Annotated in this window: 17 protein-coding genes; 8 read left to right on the forward strand and 9 right to left on the reverse strand. The window is 53.9% G+C overall.

All coding sequences use genetic code 11. From position 1 onward, the window contains the following. Positions 1 to 618 precede the first annotated feature (618 nt). The 7 genes from PAG01S_RS22545 (at position 619) to PAG01S_RS03100 (ending at position 7,708) form a co-directional block, all read left to right on the forward strand. Complete coding sequence (locus PAG01S_RS22545) at positions 619 to 1,233, forward strand: helix-turn-helix domain-containing protein (protein WP_487362636.1); 615 nt, start codon at positions 619 to 621, stop codon at positions 1,231 to 1,233. A gap of 20 nt (positions 1,234 to 1,253) precedes the next feature. Then, positions 1,254 to 1,799: a fimbrial protein gene (locus PAG01S_RS03075; protein ID WP_033767254.1), complete on the forward strand. Its 546-nt coding sequence runs from the start codon at positions 1,254 to 1,256 to the stop codon at positions 1,797 to 1,799. A 57-nt stretch (positions 1,800 to 1,856) separates the two neighbouring features. After that, a complete protein-coding gene (locus PAG01S_RS03080) occupies positions 1,857 to 2,603 on the forward strand; it encodes a fimbria/pilus periplasmic chaperone (protein ID WP_062757656.1) in 747 nt (248 codons plus the stop codon). After that, positions 2,575 to 5,136, forward strand: a complete 2,562-nt coding sequence (locus PAG01S_RS03085) for a fimbrial outer membrane usher protein (protein WP_062757658.1) — start codon at positions 2,575 to 2,577, stop codon at positions 5,134 to 5,136. The genes PAG01S_RS03080 and PAG01S_RS03085 overlap by 29 nt, the downstream gene beginning before the upstream one ends. Next, on the forward strand, positions 5,114 to 6,466 hold the full coding sequence (gene stbD, locus PAG01S_RS03090; protein WP_050482648.1) for a fimbrial usher protein StbD: 1,353 nt from the start codon (positions 5,114 to 5,116) through the stop codon (positions 6,464 to 6,466). Before PAG01S_RS03085 ends, stbD begins: the two co-directional genes overlap by 23 nt. Beyond that, positions 6,432 to 7,148, forward strand: coding sequence for a fimbrial assembly chaperone (locus tag PAG01S_RS03095; protein WP_010670153.1), 717 nt, complete (start codon positions 6,432 to 6,434; stop codon positions 7,146 to 7,148). Before stbD ends, PAG01S_RS03095 begins: the two co-directional genes overlap by 35 nt. 224 nt (positions 7,149 to 7,372) lie before the next feature. Further along, positions 7,373 to 7,708, forward strand: a complete 336-nt coding sequence (locus PAG01S_RS03100) for a gamma-glutamylcyclotransferase family protein (protein WP_022625647.1) — start codon at positions 7,373 to 7,375, stop codon at positions 7,706 to 7,708. Positions 7,709 to 7,940: 232 nt separating this feature from the next. Here the strand turns inward: PAG01S_RS03100 and PAG01S_RS03105 are convergent, their stop codons facing one another. The 5 genes from PAG01S_RS03105 to hipB form a co-directional block, all read right to left on the reverse strand. Next, positions 7,941 to 9,986: an FUSC family protein gene (locus PAG01S_RS03105; RefSeq protein ID WP_010244891.1), complete on the reverse strand. Its 2,046-nt coding sequence runs from the start codon at positions 9,984 to 9,986 to the stop codon at positions 7,941 to 7,943. 75 nt (positions 9,987 to 10,061) lie between these two features. Then, complete coding sequence (locus PAG01S_RS03110; protein WP_062757660.1) at positions 10,062 to 11,483, reverse strand: M24 family metallopeptidase; 1,422 nt, start codon at positions 11,481 to 11,483, stop codon at positions 10,062 to 10,064. Positions 11,484 to 11,654: 171 nt separating this feature from the next. Beyond that, positions 11,655 to 11,861: a type II toxin-antitoxin system MqsA family antitoxin gene (locus tag PAG01S_RS03115; RefSeq protein WP_010244885.1), complete on the reverse strand. Its 207-nt coding sequence runs from the start codon at positions 11,859 to 11,861 to the stop codon at positions 11,655 to 11,657. A 104-nt stretch (positions 11,862 to 11,965) separates the two neighbouring features. After that, positions 11,966 to 13,279: a type II toxin-antitoxin system HipA family toxin gene (locus tag PAG01S_RS03120; RefSeq protein WP_022625645.1), complete on the reverse strand. Its 1,314-nt coding sequence runs from the start codon at positions 13,277 to 13,279 to the stop codon at positions 11,966 to 11,968. Next, complete coding sequence (hipB, locus tag PAG01S_RS03125; RefSeq protein ID WP_010244879.1) at positions 13,279 to 13,527, reverse strand: type II toxin-antitoxin system antitoxin HipB; 249 nt, start codon at positions 13,525 to 13,527, stop codon at positions 13,279 to 13,281. The genes PAG01S_RS03120 and hipB overlap by 1 nt, the downstream gene beginning before the upstream one ends. A 180-nt stretch (positions 13,528 to 13,707) precedes the next feature. On the opposite strand from hipB, the gene PAG01S_RS03130 reads away from it, so the two are divergent. Then, on the forward strand, positions 13,708 to 14,145 hold the full coding sequence (locus tag PAG01S_RS03130; protein ID WP_060680221.1) for a GNAT family N-acetyltransferase: 438 nt from the start codon (positions 13,708 to 13,710) through the stop codon (positions 14,143 to 14,145). A gap of 33 nt (positions 14,146 to 14,178) precedes the next feature. Here PAG01S_RS03130 and PAG01S_RS03135 read toward each other — a convergent pair whose 3' ends face one another. The 4 genes from PAG01S_RS03135 to PAG01S_RS03150 all read right to left on the reverse strand — a co-directional run bounded on the left by PAG01S_RS03135 (position 14,179) and on the right by PAG01S_RS03150 (position 19,394). Beyond that, on the reverse strand, positions 14,179 to 14,973 hold the full coding sequence (locus PAG01S_RS03135) for an inositol monophosphatase family protein (protein WP_010244873.1): 795 nt from the start codon (positions 14,971 to 14,973) through the stop codon (positions 14,179 to 14,181). Positions 14,974 to 14,996: 23 nt separating this feature from the next. Continuing rightward, on the reverse strand, positions 14,997 to 16,058 hold the full coding sequence (locus tag PAG01S_RS03140; protein WP_033757668.1) for an ABC transporter ATP-binding protein: 1,062 nt from the start codon (positions 16,056 to 16,058) through the stop codon (positions 14,997 to 14,999). Then, a complete protein-coding gene (locus PAG01S_RS03145; protein ID WP_062757662.1) occupies positions 16,055 to 18,280 on the reverse strand; it encodes an ABC transporter permease in 2,226 nt (741 codons plus the stop codon). Before PAG01S_RS03145 ends, PAG01S_RS03140 begins: the two co-directional genes overlap by 4 nt. An 88-nt stretch (positions 18,281 to 18,368) precedes the next feature. Continuing rightward, on the reverse strand, positions 18,369 to 19,394 hold the full coding sequence (locus PAG01S_RS03150) for an ABC transporter substrate-binding protein (RefSeq protein WP_033757674.1): 1,026 nt from the start codon (positions 19,392 to 19,394) through the stop codon (positions 18,369 to 18,371). Between the last annotated feature and the right edge of the window lie 49 nt (positions 19,395 to 19,443).

Below are 19,443 nucleotides of genomic sequence, written 5' to 3' on the forward strand. Positions count from 1 at the left end.
TACAAAATCTGAATGATAGCGCCCGGGAAAGAAATAAATATAGATCTCTTTTCTTTTAATGACACTGACTAAAATAGTGATGTTTTCATGCACTAAATAACTGATTTAGATCAATATTTATAGCAAGTGCGTCAATTAACATCTTTGTTACCAGGAGTATTCTTAATAAAATGGGATGTGAACTATAAATATCGTCGCTAATTTTTTTATAAAAGCCATTTAAAATGCAGATCGTTTCAATGAAGTAAGGGAGAAAGCAATAATAGAGTCAGTAAAAAGTCATTTATCAATGCCATCATAGTGGCCGCTATATACAAAATTGATCACTGAACAAAATTCGCTCATATTTAGCATTGAGTGCGGAATTTTTATTGATCAAAGTGGCGTTATTTGCGAAATATTCCTAACGGACGTAAAAAAATCCTGGTCTCTCAGCACTGCTGAGGGCGTCGTCGCCCTTTTTGTCCCGAATTTTCAACAAATATTACTCCCGCCCGTGGAGGTGACCCCTTAAGAAAAATCCGAATGAAGAAAATAGCGGATAATTTTCATCGCCTTGAAACGCGGAGATTTTTATCGATAAAATAATCACAACTCTCGCAACAACGCCAAAATATTATGATAAAGATAACCAGAGAGGAAATTCGCTGCGCCAGTTGTAAATATGGCTGTGATCTCACCCATCGCGCATCAGACATTTATAACAGATGTCCGTTGCAAAAAATTACCACCTGGCCTGGAGGGAATCATTTTTTCTCTTCATCCATACTCAGCATGGTCGCTGGAAAATATGAGAGCCTCTTTTGCAGAGGATGTGTATTCGTTGACTTCTCCAGGGAAAATGTCAGGTATTTTACCAATAGCAACTGGATTGAGTATTTGAAACATACGGGATTAATGCTGATTATCGTCAGTGATCGCCATATGGAGCCGCTTGCGGCGTACTGGCAAAAAGAGGACCTGCGTATACAAACTGTGATTTATGCCGATTTGTCCCTGGATGAGATAAACAGACAAATCCAGGGCTGTTATTTCGGTTTAAAAGGCGAGGTCAGGAAAAAAGTGAATGCACTTAAACAGGATGAAGTTCGGTTCCTTGATCTGGCGATGAACGGACTGTCACTGCCGATTATTGCCAGAGAAATGGGGATTGAAGTCAAGCGTGTTTATAACATCAAAGATGCCATTCGCCGGAAAATGGGCATCAGCCTCAATCAGTTATTTTCCGCATAATTATGATAAAGGAGTATTAAATGAACACCAAATTCAGAACGCTTAATCTTGCTGTGTTAATCAGTGCCGGGCTGGTGTCAGCCAGCGTGTTTGCAGCTTCAGATAACACCATCAACTTTCAGGGAGAAGTGACCACTGAAACCTGTTCTGTTTCCGTAAATGGCAACAATGCGTCCCCTGTCGTGCTGCTGCCAACGGTCAGTACTACGGACCTTGCTGCCTCTGGTGCAACTGCGGGTGATACCACCTTCACCGTGGGCGTTAGCGGCTGCGCCGGGGACAGTACCTCGGCCACCAAAATCTCGACGGTGTTTGTGGGGAATAACGTTAGCGCTGCCGGTAATTTATCTAACACCGGAACCGCAAAAAATGTTGAGGTACAAATCCTCGATCCGAAAGATGCGGTGGTTAATCTGACCAGTGGTTATACCGGCAGCGGTGATCTGACACTTCAGACAGGGGAAACTTCTGGCTCTGCCACCTACTCTGCCCGTTATTACGCATCCGGCACGCCAACGGCGGGTACCGTTACCGCATCACTGCAATATGCCGTGACTTACCAGTAATATTTTTCGTGCGTATCTGGATAGCCAGATACGCACGCCACGCTTGAGATATCCGACATGTATTCGCGCATTATGCTGTTCCCATTAAAAATGGTAATACTGATTTTTTTGATGACGTTTATTTCGGATAACGTCCAGGCAAGCGTCACTATTCTTGGCAGCCGAATTATTTATCCGGGTAATGCTCTCTCCGTCGATGTTCAGTTAAAGAACAACGATAATATTCCTTATGTCATTCAGGCCTGGCTTGATAATGGCAATATGGATTCGCAACCTGGCGATAAGAGTGACGTGCCTTTTATTATCACGCCACCGCTGTTTCGGATCCAGCCTCTGACCGGCCAGGTTTTAAGAATCCGATTCATACCTAATGTCTCATTACCACAGGATCGCGAGACGATTTACTGGTTCAACTCCCTGCAGATCCCCCCTGGTAATATTCAGGCGGAATCAGGCCGTAACAGTATTGTTTTAATGTTACGTAACCGCATGAAACTCTTTTATCGTCCTAAAGCGATTGGTCAGCCGGTTAATGTTTTCGACGGTGTAAAAGTAACGATGCAAAAAGAGGGGGTTGAAATCAACAACACTCAACCCTGGTATCTCTCACTTACAGAGGTTGCAATAAAAACAGCAGGCAAAAAAACAGCCTGCGAATCCGAAATGATTGCACCCTTTGCCAAAAAAATAGTCAGGTGTAAACCGGCAACGCACTCTTTATCAGCTAATAGCGTGATTTCTCTTTCAGCAATGAATGACCAGGGAGCTAAAGTCAGTGAAGACTATCCGATTGCAGGCAGGTAATATCCGCATCTTTTTTTTGCCTCTCTGTGCATCATTTACTTTTTCAACGTATGGACACGCTGATGAATACTACTTCGATCCTTCGCTGTTTAAAGGTTCCGCCTTTGGCCAGAATATTGATCAGTTTAATCATCAGACTATCGCCCCCGGAAACTATTATGTCGATATCTATGTTAACAATAAGCTGGTTAAAAGCGGCGTCACCCTGACCTTTCTGTCAGCAGAGAAAGGTCAGCCGATAGAACCTTGTCTCCCGCTGACGGTGGCTGAATCATTAAGCCTTAAGTCACTGAATAAATCCTCAGCCAGCGAGGGCTGTCAGCCCTTGCGTCACTGGTCATCAGCGGCCCGCTGGCAATTTGATCAGGCTTCACTGCGGCTGCAGTTCACCATTCCGGATGCGGAGTTAATTCATCTTCCCAGGGGAAATATTCCCGTCGCCGAATGGGATAAAGGGATCTCCGCCCTTTTCATCCGGCATAACACCAATTATAGCTGGACGGAAAATACCGCTTCCGGTTACAGATACCAGTATCTCTGGAGTGGCATCACGGCGGGCACTAATATTGATAACTGGCAGCTGCGCCATCAGGGCAATCTGCGGTTTATCGACAATAACGTTACCGGCAGTGACGTTCGCTACACAACGGTCAGAACCTGGCTTCAGCGCCCCATTGAACCGCTGAACAGTCTGCTGACACTGGGCGACAGCTATACAGAAAGTTCGCAGTTTGGCAGCCTTTCTTATAATGGCATTAAGCTCACTACCGATGAAAGGATGCGTCCGCAAAGCCGGCGTGGTTATGCGCCCGAAATTCGCGGTGTGGCCTCCTCCAGTGCCCGGGTTATCGTCAGACAACTGAATCGCGTTATTTATGAGACCAGCGTGGCGCCTGGTCCCTTCGTGATCAACGATTTGTACAATACCCGTAGCCAGGGCGATCTCGATGTTGAGATTATTGAAGCCAATGGCAAAACGTCCTCGTTTACCGTTCCTTATGCCTCTGTGCCTGATTCGGTCAGGCCGGGAAACTGGCATTACTCGGTTGCACTGGGTCGGGTACGGCAATTCTACTCAGTTAATAACACCTTCTTTGAAGGGCTGTTGCAGCGCGGTATCAGTAACCGACTGACCGCTACGGCAGGATCGCGGCTGGCTCAGGACTATCAGGCCTGGCTGCTTGGCGGTGTCTGGACTTCGGCAGCGGGCGCAGTGGGATTAAACACCACCTTTTCTGATGCAAAGGTCGCACAGAACAGAAATGCCTCGGGATGGCGCGCCGAGCTGAGCTACAGCAAAACCTTTGCTACCGGCACCAACCTGGTCCTGGCCGCCTATCGTTACTCAACCAGCGGTTATCGCGACCTGCAGGATGTGCTGGGCGTTCGGCGCCAGCAGGACAATGGCATCAGTTACTATTCAGATACGCTGCATCAGCGTAATAATTTTTCTGTGACCCTGAGTCAGTCAATGGCCGATTATGGCTTAATCAGCCTGAGCGGCAGCACGGCGGATTACTATAATAACCGGTCACGTATTACTCAGCTTCAGTTAGGTTACAGCAACAGCTGGAATAACATCAGTTACAGTCTCAACGTTGCCCGTCAGCGTACTACCTGGAATTATGATCGTTTCGGGCTGAACCTGGACGATGGTGATAACGCATACCGCGAGAAATATACCGAAAATACCGTTTCACTGAATGTCTCGGTTCCGCTGAACTGGGGCAATCACACTACCTCTGTGGCCTATAACTACAACCAGTCTAAAGAAACGCGCAATTCGACGCTCTCACTGACCGGTTCATCTGGCGAGAACAATCAGCGATCCTGGTCCCTGTATGGCGGAACCGAAAATACGCAAAGTAACAGCGGCCACCGTGTCTCGTTCGGCGGAAATATTCAGCAGAATACGCGCGCAGGCGCGGTCAGAGCGAATTATGGTCAGGGGGATAATTATCGCCAGGCTGGATTAGGGCTTTCTGGTACGTTGCTGATTCATCGCGGCGGCGTCACCGCCGGACCTTATACCAGCGACACTTTTGCGCTTATCCATGCGGATGGTGCCCAGGGCGCCAGCGTACGCAATGGTCAGGGTGCCGTCATTGATCATTTTGGTTACGCTATCCTGCCGTCGCTGACGCCATATCAGGCCAACACCGTCAGCCTTGATACACGCTATATGAATGCTGATGCCGAATTAAGCGGTGGAAGCCAGCGCGTTGTGCCCTATGCCGGTTCCGTTACCCGAATTAATTTTGCCACGCTGCAGGGTAAGGCCGTCTTAATCGCGCTCAAAAATGAAGATCATGAAATCCCGCCAATGGGCACCGAGGTCCGTGATGCTGATAATACCGTGATAGGTATTGTGGGCCAGGGTGGTCAATTATATGCACGTGTACCGCATGACTCTGGAACCTTAAAGGTAAACTGGGAATATAAGGGCAATAAAACATGTTTTGTTAATTATCAAATAACCGGTCGCGTGAATGAGAATATTGTTCGCCTGGATGCTGTCTGCCATAAGGGTTAATCGTGTGAGAATCGAAAAATATTTCCTGTATATCTTATTATTGCTGTTCAATGTGCCCGCCTGGGCTAATTGCAGTGTTGTTACCGCCACATCCTCGTTGTCTCAAAGCGCGATTGCAGCTGGTTATACCGCCGCCTACTGGACCGGCGCCTGCGACACCTGCTCAGGGAATGTGGGCCTGCCATCTGTGATCAGCATCAATAGCGGAAAGACCTTCCAGCCCTCTGGCACACTGCTGGCCAGCTCGGTAGGCAGCTTTCTGTCATCGGCCAGCAATGTTTCCTACTCAGCTAACCAGATTCTTTACCGCTGCGCCGTGGCAGATGCAGACAGTTTGTATGAGATGTATGCCACCAATGGTGACAGCCCCTATGCCGGTCAATATATTACCTCTGAAGTGGACGGCGCCTATTATGATGTCGCTGCAAATGTTGCCGTCAGGCTAACTAACCTGACAACCGGCGAATATTACAGTCGCTACTGGAAAGCCCGACAGCTGACAGCCAGTGACTGGTATTCTGATGGCACCTATATTTATATTCCGGCCAGTGCTTTCAGCAATGTGCTGTATGAAATGTTTAAAATAGACTCTACGCGCTATTACGCCAGCAACAGCAATCGCTATGTGGACAACTGGACACAACCTCGCGGATATATTGCTTTTAAAGGACCCGGGCTGGATACCAATAATCTGAAAGTGGGCCAGGATAGTCTTTCTTACTGGTATGGTTTTTACCGTAACTGGCCCGCTGCCTGGAGCACCTTCTCAAATGTCACCTATGTGCGTGGCGCGCTATGCGAAGTCCAGGATTATCCTTCGGTGGTGCTGCTGCCGACCGTAAGCGTGAATACCCTTGCCGCGGGCGGGAAAAGTCAGGCTCCTTTTACTATCACTATCCAGTGCGAGTCCGGTGCCATCTCCGGCACCAGTACATCGACGATCACGTCAGCAAATGTCGCTATGGGCTTTCTCGTTAACCAGTCAAATGCGGTGACGCAGGCAAGAAATCTGGGGCTGAGTACAGCTGGCGGCGGGCTAACCTGGCTGCTGGATACCCACTATGGTAGCAGCGCTGCCGCCTCCGGCGTCGGTATAAAAATTTATGACAGTCATAATATGGCGCTCAATTTACTGCCTGACAGAACAGTGACGGGCACGGGCAACAGCCGTGGCTGGTATGCCTATAAAGATTTAACGTCGCAAATCTCCTCAGGAGGCGCTGATATTTACAGTGGTGATTTCACCGCCTCTCTTGAAGCGCTCAGCGGGCAAACTATTACAGCAGGAACAGTCAATGCGCAGTTACAGGTTGTGGTCAGTTTTCAGTAACGTCGTTGTGTTATCTGGCGTCCTGCTCTCATTCAGCGTCTGGGCGGTGGTCAATGTGGATAAAACCCGGATCGTTTTCAATCAATCGGATCTGAGCCAGTCTGTTAACGTCGTCAACAGCGGCGGAAACGAAACGTATTTGCAAATCTGGACAGATGACGGTGACCTGACTCTCTCACCCGACGCCAGCATCACGCCCGTCATAGTCATACCGCCGGTGGTAAAAATGTATCCGGGAGAAATGCGATCGTTGCGTCTGGTACTCACTTCACGTCAGGCGCTGCCCGCGGACAAAGAGAGCCTCTACTGGTTAAATATTTATCAGATCCCTGCGCTGAAAAAAGAGCTTAACGCGGCTGAACGTAAAGTGGTGTTACCGCTGCGAATCCGGCTAAAAATCTTTATACGGCCTGAGGGACTAAACGCCCCGCTGACCACCGATCCGGAAAAGCTCCGTTTCGCGGTAAAGGGAAATAAAATCGCCATAACCAACCCTACTCCCTGGTTCATGAGCATGAATGTCTATTCTGAAGGTCAGCAATCAATAAAAAATCTCACTCTTGCCCCACAATCTGATGCTTACATTGACAGTCACACTCTGCCGAAACCCGGTGAGTCAGTGAGTTATGCGGTGATCAATGACCAGGGGATTCCGGTTAACTACACGACAACCTTGAAGTAACCGGACGGGAGTGCCATCTGCCGACAGGCAGAGTGCACATAAATCTGATCTTTTGCGGCAGTCCAGGGCGTCGCTACATGAATTCTGCGCATCTGATGGGGCTGGCAGTACGCAGAATTTACCTACGCATGGCGTTTTGAGAGGCTCAAGAGGCAGTTCCGCAAGACAATCCATTTTAGCCGCGCTAGAGTTGCTGGCTTCCACTGTTTCAACGACGAGAAAAAATGAAACGCTTATTTGTCTATGGCACGCTCTGTCCGGGACGCGAGAATGCCCATATCCTGGAAAATATTGGCGGAGAATGGCTGGCCGGTTCTGTGAACGGTACCTTCTATCAGCGCGGCTGGGGCGCAGCGGCTGATTTTCCGGGCATCGTTCTGGATGAGCATGGGCCCGACGTGCCGGGTTATCTGTTTCTCTCCGACCAGCTGGACGCCCACTGGCCGATGCTGGATGCGTTTGAAGATGGCTACGATCGCGTCGAGGTTCGCGTTTCTGCCGAGGATAATCGGCAATACAGTGCGTGGATTTATCAGCTTCAGCCGCAGGAAAGCCGCTGAGTTATTACCGCTGAACTTTTCCTGCATCAACCCTGCTTTCCTGCAGTGAGATGCGCGCGCCCTGCTCTTATTGTCTGCTGACCCTACTTTCCTGTCAGACAATATATACGGGCACGTTGCCTGATTCTCAATTTAATTAAGATCTAATGTATGATGTAACTAAAATAAGATTGTCCGCTCTGGTCCCGGCAAGCGCTCTCTTAGCCCCACCAGCCAGCCCTGTTATACCGGGTTAATCTGGCCAGCGCTGATGTGGAAACAGTGATACCCGAATATTAAACAGATGGATTAAGGGCGCAACAGCCACACTCTCCTCTCGGGCGATCGGCTCCAGTCTTAGCAGCAACAGATCCAGCTCTTCCAGCAGATCCTGATGTGGCGCTAATTGCAGCGACTTCATCTTGCGCTTCAGGTATAGCGCCAGCTCGTGAAACATCTGACCACTATCAATCTGATGACTCTCCAGCACCTCACGATAACGTGCGTAGAAGTCATAACAGTTGGCGCCCAGCCAGGTTTCAGTAATCAGATAGCCCCCCACCACGATATCCGGCACCGGATCGAGCCTTTTACGCGGCAGAATGATATTCACCCGGTCGAGCATCCGCGCAATAAATTGCTGCCGTGACAGTAGCGTGGCGGAATTGCGCTCCACCATTTTAATAAACCCTAACAGATCGCGCAGCCCTCGTTGCACCGCTCTTCTGGCTATCCATGACGGCCGTTTGTTGCGGATCAACGCCGTCAGCACTACCGCAAACATAATCCCCACCATCGAGGAGATGGCCGCATTCAGCGTGACGATCAGATTCGGGACATAGTGATGGCTTAAGCCGATAAAACCGGGGATCTGGATGGCGACACTCAGCCCTACCAGATTGGTCGCCGGATTGGCAATCACCAGGCTCAGCAGCATCAGACCGGGCAGCAGTATGATCATCAGCGCCTGTAAGGTATTGGCCTGCGGGATCAGAAAAGCGATGTAGAACAGGCTGACCACCAGCGCAATCATCACCCCTTTCACGAACAGCTTCATCGGCGTTACCGGGGAATCGACACCAGCAAAAAATGAACTGATAATCGCCGCCATTAGAGGTGCATTCGCCCCATCGGCCCAGCCGCTGCCAATCCAGAACAGGCTGGAGAGGAAAGTCGCCAGAAATGCCGTCAGCGCGGACAGCCGTAACAGTCCCTTATCGATATGCCGGTGTTCCCGGATATTGCGGATCGCCGCCCCATCCCCGTGGCTGTAGAGATCCCCTGCGCGCGCACTGACATTCTCATAAGCATCGGCAATGCGCACAAAGTTAGCCAGCCGCTCAAGCAGACCAATCAGCAGCAGGCTCTCTTCGGTTGCCAGCAGCCCTGCCCGCCATTCGTGCTCCAGGGTTGCCTGACTGGCAGCAATCGCTTCACGCAGTCCGGCAATATCGTTAATCCGATCGTGATGCAGCCACAACAGAAACTGCTGAAAAACGTCGGTGACGCACGGCGGAAAACGAATATTGAGTTCGGCCAGCACACCCAGCCGTGATTCAATCGCCGTCAGTGTCGGCAGCAGATAAGTCAGATGCTGATACTGTACGCTGACCAGACGGATGACATTACGCGCCGCTTCGCCCTCATAGACGCAGTGGGTCAGCAGCGTTTCAACATTCAACGGATATCCCGCCATCTGAATCAGGATATCTTCGCGCTCCAGCGATTTGTTCTTTGCCATTCCGCTGATCAGTTCATCACAGAGTTTGCGCGCGTTCTGAAACCAGAGATTAACGCTCTGCCCCAGCAGATGATGCATCGAAACCGGAAACACCAGCCGGTGAACCAGCGTGCTGCAAAGGATGCCCAGCGTAATCTCCTCAATACGTGAAACTACGGTGTTGATGATTGCCAACGGTGACTCAACGTCTGGAAATCCCATAATCGCTGCGCTGTAGCCGGCCAGCATAAAGATATAGCTCTTCGGCGTGCGGTCATGCAGAGAGAGCCAGAGGCAAACCGTTACCCATAGCGATACGCACAGGCTGAACAACACTGGCGACTGCACCGTTTCGGGGTAGATCAGCAGAATAAAGATGCCGCCCAGCAGCGTGCCCAGCAGGCGAAACAGCGATTTCGAGACGGTCGATGCTGCATAGAGTTGCGAGGTGACAAACACCGTGGTCAGCGCCCAGGCGGGTTTTTCGAAGTTAAGAACGAGCGCCACAGAGAGTGCGATAAACGCGGCAAAGGAGGTTTTGCAGGCAAACAAAACCGCGTTTTTGGTAAACCATTTCATCGAATGAGAGCAACCAGGAACTTTCTGAGGCGCGTATCCTGACAGATGCGCCTGCGTTTTACTCTCAGTTAAATTTTACAAATTATTACCGGCCGCATCAGGCCGGTTAAGCCCCTGCTGGCGCACCAGCGCACGGCGCTTATCCAGTAAAAAAGGGCGCAGATAGCCTACCGTGTTCGAGAGCAAAATCACCTCTTCGGCAAGCTCAATCTTCAGCACGTCTGTCAGGTACGCTTTGCGCTGAGTCATTCGCTGCCAGAGATCGGGAAAACGACGCGCCAGCTCATCACGCAATGCCGCGTCCGCCAGTCCGACCGTATCCTCTATACTGCAGCCGCCATAACCCGGCACCGACGGGATAATATCGATCTGCAGCAGCATACCGCTTTTCAGTGTCACGGCTGAATCGGGATAGATGGGCGAGCTTAGCCACTCTTCGTCAGCCACCAGATGCCCCGGATTAAGATGCCAGCCATACTGCGCTTTCGGCAGCACCGTTTCGATAAGCGAATAGAGTTCGCCGCCGGTGATCCCGATCCGCAGCTGCTCCAGCCAGCTGACCACCGCATGATAATAGGGGATCGCCAGCCGGGTCAGCCAGTCGGAGACGTTACACTGTAACTCAGAGGCTTCACTGACCACGTAAGCCGAGCGGCTGGTCAGCCCGCCTTTGTAGCCGGTGGTAAGAGAAAGCTTATCACCACGCGCAATCCGTTTATCAGACGGATAGAGCCGGGCCTGGGCGAAACGATCGCCGGTCGCGGCAATCGTCACCACCGTGTTTGGCTGCCCTTCTGCGTTCAGACGTGCGCCTAACGCCTTCTCTGTGACGCCCGGCGCTACGCTATCCAGCGCAGCCAGCATCGCGGTTGAAGCAAGATTGGCCCCCGCCTCATAAAACGCCACTTCATCGGCGCCGTTAACGCAGCGTGCACCGTTGTCAGGCGAGATAAACAATCCGGTGGCGTTTACCAGTTGCGCATCGCCGCCCGCTGCCTGCGCCGCCGCGGCATAGATGAACTGCGGCAGATCGAACATCCTTTGCTGCCTGCCGGTAAATAACTTCCAGCCCACCAGCCCGGTGCGTTCTCCCGCCACTATCCCTGCCTCTGTTAACAGCTGATCCAGGGGCTGCTCCCCGCGCATAGGCTGGTTGGGCAGAGAAAAGACCGCCGCATGCAGACAGCGTCCCGGATTGCGGGCAAACGGCACCAGCTTGAGGTTCTCATTACCCATGATATAGGTGAGCTCGCCCTGCTGAGTCACCACCAGCAGCGCCTCCTCAAAGCGCGGAATGAATCCTGCCAGATATTCAAAATTGCTGCCGTGCTCTTTGTCGGCATAGATAATCAGTTGCGCAATCTGCTGCTGCTGCATCCGCTCAATAATGGCGGCCAGACGGCGATGCAGTGTTTCATCAGATATTACAGGGCTGGCAGCACCGGGAAATGCCGGCGGTGACGGGATTGTTTCCAGGGCATAGCGATTGGCATCCATAACGCACTCCAGTGGCCAGATTGACGGGGTTTGATTTCCATTCCCAGGGTAAACCTGAGGTTTAACCTGTAGGGTGCCACAATCACACAACTTACTCGTTGCGTGTTATCAAAAGAGGGACATTCACCTGTAACAGAGACAAAGAAGCCCGCGCTAAACGGGCTCTCTGTGTTATTTGATGGGCACGCCTGCATTCTCCAGCGCTTCAGCCTTTTCGGGATATAACTCCGACGTTCCGGCATTCATAATCACCGCTCCACAGCGGATGCAGTGATCGCCCTTTACATCTGGCACAACGTCCTCCGGATTACCCGTATTAAGACTGACATCGCGCGTGGCGTACACAAACGCCTCTCCTTCACATCCCGGACACTTCATACCATGACTCTCCTGTTAAGCCTGTCAGATAAGCATAGCCGACAGGCTTTTAGCCATACACATGAGGAGAGGTTTTTCAGGATATTGCCAGCTCATAAGCGCCATCACTCTTTGTGCCGCAGCCGCTCCAGCATTATGAGTGAATGACTGAAGATGGCGTCGGCGATGTGCTGCGGGAAATCGGGCGGCAAGGCATCGCGCACCGAGACCACTGCCTGGGGAAAGGCCTTAATAAAGAAGTCGAAGATCTGCTGCAAACTGTCACGATCAAAACTGACGCTTTTTGCCGTGGCGATAAAATGGCGCGGGAAGATTTTGTCGATCTCTGTCTTCTTCCCCTTAGTGGCACGCAGACCCATCGCCAGTTTCAGCGCTCGCTTGTTCAGACCGGTGCCGCCCAGTACCGGGTAAGCGGAGATCACATCATAAAAGGGAGTCAGTCGATAACTGCCGCCGCGCTCAATAAACAGTGAGAAGTTCTTGGCGTGACCGTCGGTTGCGCCAATCAGCCACTGAAACACCTGGAACATCATAAAGCGATAGCGATCTTCGATGGCGTTGCTCGATCCCATCAGTATCTGCATGATCTCCGCAATGCCTGGCCCGCCATCCGACTCATATTTGGTTGAAGATGGCAGTCCCAGCGCCTGACAGAAATCCTCCTGCGGCAGGCGAATCAACCGGGTTTTATCGCGTGACCAGCGGCGGTCGAAACGTTCTACCGCCAGGGCGCGCATCTGTCCGGCACGGATAATCGTTGCCTGCGGCACGTCGATACCGAGTGCACGGGCCAGCGCCAGACAGAGATACTCATTCTCCACACTTTCACGCATATCCAGCGTCGCGGCCGGCTGTTTAATCTCTCCGATCGGCAGCTTAATGATGTGCGAGGTGGGCGTGGCACCGGCAGGAATGCTCCAGCCTTCATCGGTCAGCAGCAGTGCGGTTTTCTCCTGCGCCCCTGCGACCGAGATACGGAAATCGGTCTCTTCACGCAGCATCCCCAGCGGGATATCTGACTGATAGGCCGACAGCACGCTTTCGAGCCGGGTTTCATCCAGCACTTCATAGCGGGCCTGCAGTGCGGGCAGTGGCATATCGGGCGGCAGCAGCATAGTCGCCCCGACGCTGTCACGTCCCACTTCCTGCAACAGATCAAAGGGCTGACGGGATTTAATCTGGTAACGCGCCACGATTCTGTCGCGAATCAATGGGCTATCCGGCAGCAGGTTATCGAAGAAGTTAATCACGGCGTGTGAGGTGAGAGCCTTAACCTGCAACGGCATCGAAAGTGACAGCGGCCTGGAGAGCGGATTACTCAGCCAGCCGGTATCATACTGAAACTCATGAGCGCCGTTTCGCTGGCGGGTGAGTACGCCTACCCGCTCGCCGTTCATCCACGCAATCAACCTTTGCATTACCACTCATCCTCATCATGCAGCTGAGGCGCACCGGCCTCCTCTTTCTCCTGAACTTCCAGACTCAGCTCCAGCGACTGTAACAGCTTAAACAGCGTTGCCAGCGAGGTACTGTCAGGGGCATTTTCAAAGTGAGAGATGGTGGCCTGTTTCAGGCCGACCTTTTTCGCCAGTTCACTCTGGGTCCAGCCATTGCGCTGACGAATGAGCTTTAGCCGGTTTGCCAGCTGTAGCGGGCTGTATATCATGGGGTGACTCCTTCTGGATCACAGGCTGTAAGCATAGCGCAGCCGTGTTATCCCCGATAGGGTATAAAATGTCATTTATCCGCTAAAGGGGATAATAATTACTTTATACCCCATAGCGGATAATCGCACAATTATCCTTTGCAGGGGATAAACAGGAACCACGATTAAAAGAGGACGAGGATGAGCACATTTACCCTTACCCATCAGGTCAACGACGACGATCGGGAAGAGTTGCTGGCAGGACTGGGGGCTTACAACCGGCAATTTATCAGCCGCGATAACTGGGGACCGCTGTCGGTTTCTCACAGGGACGAACAGGGAACGTTGCGCGGGGGAGTGATCGCCGCACGCAAAGGAAACTGGCTCTGTATCGATTATCTCTGGGTGGACGAAACGCTCCGTGGCAGTGGTCTGGGTAGCGCACTGCTGGAAGCCGCCGAGCAGGAGGCGGGAAAGATGGGATGTCTCTATGCGCTGGTGGATACCTTTAGTTTTCAGGCCCTGCCGTTTTATCAGAAACAGGGTTATCAGCCGCAGATGTCCCTGCCCGATTTTCCGCAAACCGGTATGCAGCGTCACTATCTGACCAAAACGCTACGGCCAAAAGCATCACGCTGACCACAGTACAGTCAGCGTGACAGGGTCACATAATTATAAACCGGCAATGCGCCGCAGATCTGCTTCGGCACCCGGAGCCACGGCCAGGACCTGCGCGCCTTTAGTGATGCGATCGCCTTCGGTGTTAAACGGGTGGTACCAGCCGCCCGCCTCTTTCACCAGGCAGTAACCCGCCAGGCAATCCCAGGCGTGCATATAGGGTTCGTAGTAACCCACGACCCGACCGGCGGCGACCCAGGCCAGCATCAGTGCGCCGGAACCAATGCGGATAAAGTTACCGCCTGCCGACAGCAGTGCTGCCACAATCTCGCCTACCTGCTGCGGGCTGACATAACTGTTGGCACCAAAACCGGTAACGTGGTTTTGCAGCGTGCGTGTGGGATCGACCTGCAGACGATGACCGTTGAGCGTCGCGCCCTGCCCCAGTGCCGCCACGTAGCACTCCTGATAGGTCGGCGCGAAAATCACCCCGATGACCGGCACATCGCCGCGCAGTACCGCGACGGAAACACACCAGCTCGGCATCCCATTGAGAAACGGGCTGGTGCCATCGATTGGATCAACCACCCAGGTGTAGTCAGACTCTCCCACCTGCAGTCCCGACTCCTCACCCAGAAAGCCATCATCGGGAAACGCATCCCGTATACGGCTGGCAATCAGCTGCTCCACTTCACGGTCAGCAATCGACACCACATCCTGCAAATCGTACTTGGTCTCCACCACCAGCGTCTCGCGACGGTTGAAGTAAGATAACGCCGTCGCGCCACCTTCACGGGCAACGGCTTCCGCTAAAGCCAGACGCGCCATTATTTCATCATGCGATTCCATGCGAACTCCTTGAGTTAGTCAGATTAACGGGCAATCAGGGCAAGGCCCTGCGGCTTAAAGTTGACGCCAACTGTGGTGGCGAGCGGCAGACGCTGTTCCATCTGCGGATCGATAATGAACAGCGCGCCCAGTTCGGTGGCGACTTCATATTCGATATGGTCACCCAGCCAGGTGCTGTGAATGACCTCCCCCTGCAGCGCCCCCTGACCGTCGCCGGACAATGTAATAAACTGCGGTCGCACCGCCAGCTGAGCACTGCCGGTTTTTGCACCGGCACCTCGTACCCGGAAGCGCTGATTACCCAGGCGGACCAGCGCGTCATCCGCATCCGCCTCTTCCACTTCACAGGGCAGAATATTCGCCTCCCCCATAAAGTCCGCGATAAAGACCGAATTGGGCGAATGGTAAAGCGTCTCCGGCGCACCCTGCTGGGCAATATCCCCCTCTTTCATGACAATAATCTTATCGGAGACCGCCAGCGCCTCCTCCTGGTCATGGGTCACATAAACCGCCGTAAACCCGAGCCGCTGCTGCAGATCGCGGATGTCGGTGCGCACCCGACGGCGCAGACGCTCATCAAGGTTCGACAGCGGCTCATCGAGTAGCAGCACCTGCGGTTCCAGCACCAGCGCGCGGGCGACCGCAATACGCTGCTGCTGTCCGCCAGAGAGCTCCGACGGCAGCCGCTGCCCCTGACTCTCCAGACCCACCAGCTTCAGCCCCTCGCGCGCCCTGTCCTGCGCCTCGCGTTTGTTCATGCCCGAGGAAAGCAGCCCGTAGAGAATATTGTCGATGGCGTTCATATGGGGAAACAGCGCGTAGGACTGAAACACCATCGCCACGTCGCGCTCGTTGGCGGGCAGATGGGTGACATCTTTGCCGCCAATCAGAATCCGCCCTGCGGTGGGATGCTCCAGCCCGGCCAGCAGTCGCAGCGTAGTGGTCTTGCCGCAGCCGGACGGCCCGAGCAGCGTCACCAGCGTACCCGGCTCTACGGTGAGCGACAGATCCGGCACGGCAGTAAAACCGGCAAAACGCTTTGCGACATGTTCAAACACCACCGATCCGGCGTTAATGGTCGTCATACGGCTCTCTCCTGAGTCAGAGTGGATGCAGAGGGTGCGGCAATAATCACCGCCGGTTGGATTGCACGACGCAGGCGACGTTCGCCCACCAGCAGCTGGAAAAGGCCAATGATCAGCAGCATCACCACTATCAATACCGAGGAGTAGGCAATCGCCACGCCATACTCACCGTTCTCCACCAGCCCGACAATGTACGAGGTCGCCATGTTGTACTGGGCGCTGACCAGGAAAATCACCGCGCTGATAGAGGTAATGGCCCGCACAAAGGCGTAAACCAGCGCGGCGCTGATGGCCGGTTTCAGCAGCGGCAGCACCACTTTACGCAGGGTACGGAAACTGTTTGCGCCCAGCGTCAGTGAGGCTTCATCCAGGCTTTTATCCAGCTGGCTCATCGCCGCAATACCACCACGCACGCCGACCGGCATATTACGGAAGACAAAGCAGGCGATCAGGATCATCGCGGTACCGGTGATCTCCAGCGGCGGCAGGTTATACGCCATGACATAGCTCACACCAATCACCGTGCCGGGAATGGCAAAGCTCAGCATCAGCATGAATTCAAAGGTCTGACGACCGGCAAACTTCTGTCGCACAATCAGCCAGGCGGTCAGCAGTCCGACAATGGCCGTGAGTGGCGCGGCGATAAGGGCGATCTCCAGCGTGGTCCAGAAAGAGCTCCAGGCGACGCCGCTCCAGACCAGTTGCCCCTGATTAACGCTGACGCTAAAGGCGCGGATATAGTGATCCAGCGTCAGATTGTTATTCAGCCCCCAGGACTGCACAAAGCCGCCAATCATGATCATGCCGTAGATCACAAGGGTGAAAAGACCCCAGGGTATCACCATGCCATAGACGCTGTAGCGCACCGGACGCGGCAGCATCACATGACGGCCGCCATCGCCTTTGCCGGTGACAGTGGCGAAGCTTTTGCCGGAGAGCCAGACGCGCTGCACCAGAAAAGCGGCCAGGGTGAAGCCCAGCAGGATCATCGCCAGCACCGCCGCGCGACTCGGGTCGTTCTGTGCGCCGACCACGGAGAAGAAGATCTCCGTCGACAGCACGCCGTGACTGCCGCCCAGCACCATCGGGTTACCGAAATCGGCCATGCTTTCGATAAAGCTGATTAAGAAGGCGTTGGCCAGCCCCGGCGCCATCAGCGGCAGCGAGATGCGGGAGAAAGTGCGCCAGCGGCTGGCACGCAGGGTCTGTGACGCCTCTTCCAGTGACGGACTGACGCCCTCGACCACCCCAATCAGCACCAGAAAGGCGATGGGGGTAAAGGAGAGCACCTGGGCAATCCAGATGCCGGTCATGCCATAGAGCCAGCGGCCCGGCTCGATGCCGAACAGCGTCGCCAGCGATTCGGTGACCACGCCGGAGCGGCCAAACAGCAGGATCAGCGCCAGACCGATGACAAACGGCGGCGTGATAATCGGCAGAATGGTCAGCATCCGCAGCGCTTTTTTACACGGCAGCGAGGTGCGCGTCGCCGCCAGTGCAAACGCCAGTCCCAGCAGCGTAGCGCCACTGGCCGTCATCAGCGCCAGTCCCAGCGTGCGCCAGGCGGTGCCGCAGGTGCCACCGGTAAAACAGCCGAGGCTCCAGATGGCGGGATCCTGCATATTGGCAATCAGTCCGTCAGGTTTAAAACTGCCATCAATATCCTGCACCGAGGCGACAAACAGGCTCAGCACCGGATAGAGCACAAAGGTCGTGACCAGCGCCACCAGCAGCACAATCGACGCCACCACAAAGGCATCGCCTTTCAGCACGCCGCGCTCCGCCAGGGCAAAGGCGAAAATCAGCAAAAATATAGTCAGCAACAGCAGCGCACCCGCACCCATCGCCGGTTGTCCCTGCGCCAGCGGGCCGGTGAGGTTCTCCAGCCATAACCAGTTCCAGCCACTGAAACCGATGGCATGCCCTTCCAGCACCAGAAACAGAATGCCGCAGGTGCTGAACAGCAGCAGCAGCGTGCTGCGGGTGCGGCCCGGGGGCAGAAAGGCGCTGCCAGCACAGAGCAGCCACAGCGCCACGGCGATACCCAGCCAGCTGTGTAACGCGAGCTGCCCCAGCGCAGGCGCATTGGTCTCATCACCCCATAAGCTGAACAGCCAGTCACCCGAGAAGAAGCCCTGCTCCAGGCTATACCAGGGCAGCAGCGTCAGCGCGCTGGCGCCCGCCAGCAGCGCGCCGGTTAAGCGACGATTGTGCGCATTCATAAATCACCTCGATCAGGAAGCGGACATCAGGCTTACGCCACCGCGGTCTGGCACAGACCCGGCTCAGGTGGCCGGGGGCGCACCACCGTTATTGTGCGCTGGCACCAATCTCTTTATCCCAGCGGCCCAGCAGCGCTTTGCGTTTTGCTGAGTCACCATAGGTTTTAAAGTCATAATCGATCAGCCTGATGTTCTCGAAGCGCGGTGCATATTCAGAGATCTCCGCCTTGCGGTTAGAGGGCAGCTGGAACGATTTCGCCTCTTTCATATGCGACTGTGCTTCAGCGCTGAGCGCCCAGTCATACCAGGCTTTGGCATTGGCCAGGTTTCGTGCCCCTTTGATGATCGACATCGAACCTATTTCATAGCCAGTGCCTTCACAGGGCGCGACGGGCTTAATCGGGAAGCCATCTACTTCCATCGCGACGGCATCATGCATAAAGACAATGCCGATGGTGGTTTCACCGCGCGCGGCGGCTTTGACCGGAGCAGAGCCGGACTTGGTATATTGCGAGATGTTGGCGTTGAGCTTCTTCAGGTAGTCAAAGGCTTTGTCTTCGCCCATGATCTGCACCAGCGTCGCCAGGGTGTTATAGGCCGTGCCGGAAGAGTTGGGATTGGCGATCTGAATCTCGCCTTTAAAGCCAGGGTCGAGTAAATCCGCCCAGCAGGCAGGCACTTTCTGCTTTTTCTCCGCCAGCAGTCTGGTGTTATAGCCCCAGCCCAGCGCACCGGCATAAACGCCCACGGTGCGATAACCGGAGATCTCCGCCACTTTTTGTGACCAGGGCTGCTGCTGATCGAGCAGTGGCGATTTATAGGCCTGGGTCAGCCCCTCTTCAGCAGCCTGCATGTGCGGATCGCCGGTACCGGCCCACCAGATATCGGTACGGGGATTGCGTGCCTCGCTGCGGATACGGGCATACGCTTCACCGGCAGAGAGCCGCACCATGCTGAGTTTAATATCGGGATGGGACTGGCTGAACAGCGTGGTCATCTGTTCGCACACCACCACATCGGCTGAGCAGATCATATTAAGATTGCCCGCCGCCGAGGCAGCAAACGGCACTATAGGGCAGACGATTACAGCAGCGAGCAGAGAGGAATAACGCATGGTGTTCTCCTGGGCTGGATGACGCAGGCGCGCCAGCTTTTGCACATGT

Source organism: Pantoea agglomerans NBRC 102470, assembly GCF_001598475.1.
GTDB lineage: Bacteria > Pseudomonadota > Gammaproteobacteria > Enterobacterales > Enterobacteriaceae > Pantoea > Pantoea agglomerans.